The organism is Pallidibacillus pasinlerensis (assembly GCF_009996845.1).
In the GTDB taxonomy this organism is placed as follows: Bacteria; Bacillota; Bacilli; order Bacillales; family Caldibacillaceae; genus Pallidibacillus; species Pallidibacillus pasinlerensis.
In genome coordinates, this window is sequence record NZ_JAACYS010000106.1 from 1 (window position 1) to 6,322 (window position 6,322).

The following is a 6,322-nucleotide window of genomic DNA, read 5'->3' on the forward strand; positions in this document are numbered from 1 at the left end:
AAAAACTCCCACTTGAATACTTCAAGTGAGAGTTTAGATTTTTATTTTAGAAATTCTTCTAATTCTTCAAGAGTTCCTGGTGGTGTAATTTCACCATTTAAAATTTGTTGTTCGAATTTTTCTACTTCAGCAAGTGTTTCTTCAGACATGTGGTCACCAGTAGTAGATAGTTGTACACCATCTTCTGCAAGACCATAGTTTAGCGTTTCACCTGCTGGGAAATTACCATCTTTTGCTCTGTTAGAAACGTCTTTTACCGCATTATCAACACGTTTTAATGCTGAAGTTAATGTTATGTTATGTTCACCAACAGTACCTTCATCGTATTGGTCACTGTCTACACCGATAACCCAAACATTTGCTTCTGGATCTTTTTGTTTTCTTTCTTTCGCTTCAGCAAAAACACCGTTACCTGATGCACCGGAAGCGTGGAAAATAATATCTACGCCTGCAGTATACATTTGGTTTGCAATTTGTTTACCTTTATCAGCGTTATCAAAAGCACCAACATATTGTACATCAACTTCAATATCAGGATTTACGGCATGTACACCAGCTCTGAATCCGGCTTCAAAACGCATAATTACATCACTTTCCATACCGCCTACAAAACCAACTTTATTTGTTTTTGTTTCCATAGCTGCTGCAACACCAGCTAAGAAAGAAACTTCTTGTTCTTTGAACATGATGCTAACTACGTTGTCAGCTTCAACAATGGAGTCAACAATTCCAAAATATGTATCTGGATGTTGAGTAGCAATTTCAGAAATAGGTTCTTGTAACATAAATCCAATACCAAAGATTAAGTCAAAGTTACGACGAACTAGAGTGTTTAAGTTTGGAATATAATCGGCATCGGAGTTAGATTGTAAATAATCGTAACCATTATCGCCTTTTTCTAAGTTGTTTTCTTTACCATACTCTTGAATACCTTTCCAAGCAGATTGGTTAAAGGATTTGTCATCGACGCCCCCAACGTCAGTAACCATGGCAACGGAGAAATTATCTTGTGCATTTCCATTATCACTATCTCCGCTACCTTCAGTTGACGTCTCATCAGAAGATCCTCCTCCACAAGCTGCGAGGACTAAACCAACTAATAAAACGAGTACAGATAGAAAGGAATATTTCTTTTTCTTCAACAAAATTACCCCCTTGAAAATTTTAAAAGGAAAAATCCCCCCGCATTTAAGCGGTTTCAATTTTAGATTGGTAATTTATCCCTTTTTGTTACCAGTAATAATATACCATGAAAATTTAAAAATAGGAATATATAATCTTTACAAAGTTTTAAACTTATTATGAAGAATCAATAGATTTGTATTAACATAGTAAAAATATTTTTATGAATAACCCATAAAAAGTCTGTATCAAATTATCGAAATTTGATAGTTTGATACAGACAATTTTAGTTTATTTTAAATTAATTTTTAACAGCTTTATTTTGTAATTTTTCACGTAATACCATTTGTAGTATTCCGCCATGACGATAGTAGTCAATTTCAACTTCAGAATCGAAACGTACGATTGCTTCGAATTTAACTTTATCGCCATTATCTTTTGTTGCTGTTACTTTAACAAGTTGACGTGGTTTAATGTTTTCATCGATTTGAACATCAATCACTTCATTACCTGTTAAACCAAGAGTTTCTGCACTTTCACCGTCTTTAAATTGCAATGGAAGTACACCCATTAATGCAAGGTTGGAGCGGTGAATACGTTCGAAGCTTTGAGCGATTACAGTTTTAATACCTAATAGGTTTGTACCTTTTGCTGCCCAGTCACGGGATGAACCCATTCCGTAATCGTGACCAGCAAGAACAACTAAACCAGTACCTTGTTCTTTATATTTCATAGCTGCATCATAGATGGACATAACTTCGCCAGTTGGCCAGTAAGTTGTGTAGCCACCTTCTGTTCCTGGTGCAATTTGGTTACGGATACGGATATTTGCGAATGTACCACGCATCATAACTTCATGGTTTCCACGACGGGATCCATAAGAGTTAAAGTTGCGGATTTCAACACCTTTTTCTAGTAAATATTTACCTGCTGGTGTATTTACACCAATTGCACCTGCTGGTGAAATATGGTCTGTTGTTACAGAATCACCGAATTTACCAATTACACGTAAACCCTTTAATGGTTTAACTTCTTCTGGTTCAGGTGATAAGTTTTCAAAGAAAGGAGGGTTTTGGATATAAGTAGAATCCTCATCCCAAGTGTAAAGTGGCTCATCACTTGTTTCAATTGCGTTCCAACGTTCGTTATCATCAAATACACGCTCGTATTCTTTACGGAATAAATCTGGTGTAACTGTTTTTTGAACGTATTCATTAACTTCTTCAGTTGATGGCCAAATATCTTTCAAGAATACATCGTTACCATCTTTGTCTTTTCCGATTGGATCTTTTTCTAAGTCAATATCCACTGTACCAGCTAATGCATATGCCACAACTAATGGTGGTGATGCTAAGTAGTTACCTTTTACTAATGGATGGATACGACCTTCGAAGTTACGGTTACCAGATAGTACAGATGTAACAAGTAAGTCAGAATCGGAAATCGCTTTTTCAATTTCTGGTAGAAGTGGTCCAGAGTTACCGATACATGTTGTACATCCATAACCAACTAAGTTAAAGCCAATTTGCTCTAAATAACTTAGTAGTCCAGAGTCTTGTAAGTAACCTGTAACTACTTTAGAACCAGGAGCTAATGATGTTTTTACATATTTAGGTGGTTGTAAACCTTTTTCAACTGCTTTTTTCGCTACTAGTCCTGCACCTAACATAACGTAAGGGTTAGATGTGTTTGTACAACTTGTAATCGCAGCGATTGCAATTGCACCTGTTTTCATAGTTTCTTTTGAACCGTCTGCAAATTCAACTTCTACAGTTTTGTTGAATTCTTCCTTATCTAGACCGAATCCTTGGTTTCCATAAGGTGCTACAACAGCATCACGGAAGGATTCTTTCATTTTAGATAATGGAATTAAGTCTTGTGGACGTTTTGGTCCTGAAAGGTTTGCTTCAATAGTAGATAAATCTAGTTCAATTACGTCTGTATATTCAGGTTCAACATCTGGAGTGAAGAATAAATCGTTTTCTTGTAAATATGTTTTTACAAGCTTGATATGATCCTCTTCACGACCAGTTAAACGTAAATAATCTAATGATTCTTCGTCAACTGGGAAGAAACCACAAGTTGCACCGTATTCAGGAGCCATGTTCGCAATTGTTGCACGGTCTGCAAGAGGTAGTGTAGATACACCCGGACCGAAGAACTCAACAAATTTACCAACAACGCCTTTTTCACGCAATACTTGCGTTACTTTTAATGCTAAGTCAGTTGCTGTAGCTCCATTTGGTAATTCATTAACAAGTTTAACACCGACAACTTCTGGAATTGGGAAATAAGATGGTTGTCCTAGCATTCCAGCTTCCGCTTCAATACCACCAACACCCCAACCTAATACACCAATACCGTTAATCATTGTTGTATGGGAGTCAGTACCAACTAGCGTGTCAGGGAATGCAGTGTATTCACCGTTTTCACCTTCAACCGCATGAACAACATTAGCTAAATACTCTAAGTTAACTTGGTGTACAATACCTGTTGCAGGAGGAACTGCACGGTAGTTATCGAAGGCCTTTTGTGCCCAGCTTAAGAATTGATAACGTTCTGCGTTCCGTTCGAACTCTAATTCCATGTTTACGCGTAATGCATCATTTGTACCGTATTTATCCACTTGTACAGAGTGGTCAATTACAAGATCAACTGGAATTTCAGGGTTGATTTGTTGTGGATCTCCACCCAAATCAGCCATCGCTTTTCTTAAAGATGCTAAGTCAACAACAGCTGGTACACCAGTAAAGTCTTGTAAAATTACACGAGAAGGTTTAAATGGAACTTCCCCATCTTTAACTTCCCCTGTTCCCCATTTTGCTAAGTTATCCACATGTTCCTTTGTAATTACACGACCGTCTACTTGACGTAAAACTGATTCCAATAACACACGAATGGAATACGGTAGTCGAGAAATTTTCGCGACACCAGCTTCTTCGATCGCTTTTAGACGATAGTAATGGTAACGTTTACCATTCAATTCAAAGGATTGTTTTGAATTATACAAGTTTTCTGTAGTCAAATGTATTCCCCCCTAAGGTCGATAATTCAAAAAGTTAGCTATCTATATTTAAATCTAACTTTTTCTCTAAGTTTATATTAATATAATTTAAGAGATAAGTAAATAATGAGTATTTTATTGTTATGTATAACATTTTCTTATGGTTATAATTGGAACGGTGATAAGTTAAGGTAATTACGAATATAAAAATTCGTTACATTTTTCTGTTTTCTGTAAAAATATTATTCGAATGTACTAATAAAGTTTACACAAAATTAAAATTTTACTTAGAAAGTAGTATCTAAAATGGTTAATTTTAATCGTAAAAAGCAAAAATTATGTATTATTCGTCTGTGTCGGCTAGTGATATTATTTTTACATAATGGTTTCCCGTTATAAATGTTACATTTATTATAATAGAAGAAATATAAAAAGAGACCATTCTTTGAATTAGAATAGTCTCGGTCAGTTTATTCTAGTAATTGATTCATTTTATTTATTTCACTTTGAAACTCCTCTAATTTTCTTCGTTGAATTTCACCCGCTACTTCATGAGCATTTTCAATTTGTTGTTCGGCTTCTCTAATTTCATTTTCAAGTCGTTTTAGTTGATGTCCATAATCAGCCGAGGATGTATCTAAACTTTCATAAACATCTTTTGCTTCTTCAAATCCTTGTTGTGCAGCTTGAAATGCCTGTTGTTTATCTTTATGGTATGGAAACTTTTTTGTCATTTTATTCACCCCTACTTTTAGAATAAACAAGAGGTATTTTTTTATTCGTGTATCTTCTTAAAATAAGTACATCCTAATTTTTAGGTCCCCCAATAAAATTAAAATGGAGTTGATATTCGATGGGTCAAAAAAGCAGCGCAAAAAATAACGCTAAAAATCGTCATGAAGGAACACAACAAGAACCATTGAGCGGTTCTAAAAAAGTAAAAAACCGCAACCATTCCAGACAAAATAAAAACCCAAATCATGGATTATAAATAATTTCATTTTTTCCTCACACATTTACTTGACATGCATATTATATAGATAAATGTTTTTTATTCACCTCATGTAATTGGGGGGCCAACATATGCAAGAAAAAAGCAATTTCTTTGATTGCGACGAAATGGAACATTGGTTGAATCAATACTTTTTAGATCCACTTACAAATTTTTTAGATGAAAATGTAAAGGACTAGTTATCGTCCAACGTTAGAAGTAAATGGAATGTATAGTGGATTCCAAGAAGAAGGAATTAAAACCGTTTTACCAAATAAAGCAACTGCAAAAATCACTTGTCGCTTAGTTCCAAACCAATCACCTGAAGAAATTTATGATAAGCTAGTAAATCATATTGAAAAGCATAAACCAAAAGGTGTGACTGTTAAGATTACTCCATTTGATTCCGGTGCTCCGTTTATTACACCGTTAGAGCATCCAGCAATCCAAGCGGCAGGCCGAGCGGCAGCAAAAGTTTACAATACAGAAACTGCTTATATTCGTAGCGGAGGATCAATCCCGATTGTGGCTGATTTCAATCAGATATTAAACATACCTGTAGTATTGCTCGGTTTTTCTCTTGATAGTGAAAACTTCCATGCACCGAACGAACATTTCCATCTAGAGAATTTTTATAAAGGAATGGAGACGATTTGTGAGTATTGGTATGAATTAGCAAAATTACAATTTGATTAATAAGAAACCCCATTCCTTTATTTCGGAATGGGGTTATAAGATTATTTAATAGGAATATAGTTAGATTTTTTCCTACTTTCTGTAAGGATTCGAGGTGAAACTGAAATTAATAATATTAGAACGATTAAGCAGAATAAGAAAGATCCTAGTCCAGCAGGTCCGTTAACAACGAGTGAGTACATCCAAACTGGTTGACCTTCTGGTGCGTAACTTCCCCAGAAAACAATTCCAGCAATATAATGAATGAGATATCTAGCAAAACTACCGACAAAAGTAGCTAATGTAACATACATAAAACCTTTACCTTTGTTTCCCTTTGCAAAATTTTCTTGAATTTGTCTCATAAAAATACCAGCAAAACCAACGAATGCAAATGCAACAAAGTATTCAACGATAAACTGGAACCAGTGTAAAATATAAGCATCTCCAAATATTACTTGGAGTAGTCCCCAGAGAAATCCTGACATTAATCCATATTTTAATCCCCATCGGAAAGATAAAATAAATAC

The 6,322-nt window shown here is 35.1% G+C and carries 5 protein-coding genes and 1 pseudogene; 2 read left to right on the top strand and 4 right to left on the bottom strand.

The features are described from left to right. Positions 1–41: 41 nt before the first annotated feature. The 3 genes from GW534_RS15235 to GW534_RS15245 all read right to left on the bottom strand — a co-directional run bounded on the left by GW534_RS15235 (position 42) and on the right by GW534_RS15245 (position 4,860). Positions 42–1,142, bottom strand: coding sequence for a BMP family lipoprotein (locus tag GW534_RS15235; protein ID WP_161921834.1), 1,101 nt, complete (start codon positions 1,140–1,142; stop codon positions 42–44). A 281-nt stretch (positions 1,143–1,423) separates the two neighbouring features. Next, on the bottom strand, positions 1,424–4,147 hold the full coding sequence (gene acnA / locus GW534_RS15240; RefSeq protein ID WP_161921835.1) for an aconitate hydratase AcnA: 2,724 nt from the start codon (positions 4,145–4,147) through the stop codon (positions 1,424–1,426). A 449-nt stretch (positions 4,148–4,596) separates the two neighbouring features. Beyond that, entirely contained in the window at positions 4,597–4,860 is a 264-nt protein-coding gene (locus tag GW534_RS15245) for a hypothetical protein (RefSeq protein ID WP_161921836.1), read from the bottom strand. A 119-nt stretch (positions 4,861–4,979) separates the two neighbouring features. On the opposite strand from GW534_RS15245, the gene GW534_RS15250 reads away from it, so the two are divergent. Both GW534_RS15250 and GW534_RS15255 read left to right on the top strand, forming a co-directional pair. Continuing rightward, the gene (locus GW534_RS15250) at positions 4,980–5,117 is read left to right on the top strand and encodes a small acid-soluble spore protein P (protein ID WP_161921837.1); all 138 of its coding nucleotides are present in this window, start codon (positions 4,980–4,982) and stop codon (positions 5,115–5,117) included. 192 nt (positions 5,118–5,309) lie between these two features. Then, positions 5,310–5,813 (top strand): annotated as a pseudogene (locus tag GW534_RS15255) (M20/M25/M40 family metallo-hydrolase); the annotation flags it as partial. 41 nt (positions 5,814–5,854) lie between these two features. Here the strand turns inward: GW534_RS15255 and thiT are convergent. Further along, positions 5,855–6,322, bottom strand: a 468-nt coding sequence (thiT, locus tag GW534_RS15260) for an energy-coupled thiamine transporter ThiT (protein WP_161921839.1), incomplete at its 5' end; no start/stop codon positions are given.